This is a genomic window from Streptomyces sp. sk2.1, assembly GCF_008120935.1.
Taxonomy (GTDB): Bacteria; Actinomycetota; Actinomycetes; order Streptomycetales; family Streptomycetaceae; genus Streptomyces.
The window spans coordinates 1-720 of record NZ_RDBO01000160.1 but is presented as its reverse complement, the minus strand read 5'-3'; the positions used below and the strand labels follow the sequence as shown (position 1 = coordinate 720).

1 protein-coding gene is annotated in these 720 nt (G+C 71.0%); it reads left to right on the top strand.

Annotated features, from left to right (window positions below; translation table 11 throughout):
* Positions 1-226: 226 nt before the first annotated feature.
* Positions 227-643, top strand: a complete 417-nt coding sequence (locus tag EAO76_RS41810) for an ASCH domain-containing protein (RefSeq protein WP_148841465.1) — start codon at positions 227-229, stop codon at positions 641-643.
* Positions 644-720: the final 77 nt, after the last annotated feature.

The window sequence follows — 720 nt, the reverse complement described above, 5'->3', positions numbered from 1 at the left end:
GGGCCGGGCCCAGGGCCGTCCGCCCCGTCCCTCCGGGCCGCCGCTTCACCGCTCCGCGTCGTCGACCACCTACTCCGCGGTCCCGCCCGGCCCCGGCGCCGGGGCCTCACCGCGCTGGGCTGTGTCGTGGTCGACGGCCTGGCTGCGGCCCTGCGTCGCCCCGCGCTCCGTCGCGCCGGCGGAAGGCACTGCACGGCCCCTTGCGGAGGAGTGCGAGGATCGGGGGATGTCCGAAACACTCCCCACTTCCGAATACGCCTTTCCCGGCCCGGTGCGCGACATGCTTGTTGCCGCGATCCTCCGTGGCGAGAAGACCACCACCACGTCCCTCCGACAGGACTACGAGCGCGAGAACGAGGCGCTGCCCAAGGCCGGCGACCGGGCGCTCGTGATCGACTCCGCGGGCTCGCCGGTCTGTATCGAGGAGATCGTGGACGTCCGCGAGCAGCGGCTCGCCGACGTCGATCTGCGCCATGCGATCGACGAGGGCGAGGGCTTCGAGACTGTGGCCCAGTGGCGCGAGGCGCATGAGGCTTTCTGGGCGAGCCCGGACTATCTCGAATCGATCGGCGACCCCGGCTTCACGGTCGACGACGACACCATCGTTGTCCTTGCCCGTTTTCGCGTGCTGCCGCTCGACTGAGAAGACGGACGGGCGGTCGGCTCGACCTGGTGCTGCAGTGGACCGAAGCGATGGAGTCCGACATTGCCCCGCAGCTG

Coding starts and splice junctions, on each gene's coding strand:
- EAO76_RS41810 (WP_148841465.1), top strand. CDS start 227: ATGTCCGAAACACTCCCCACTTCCGAATACGCCTTTCCCGGCCCGGTG.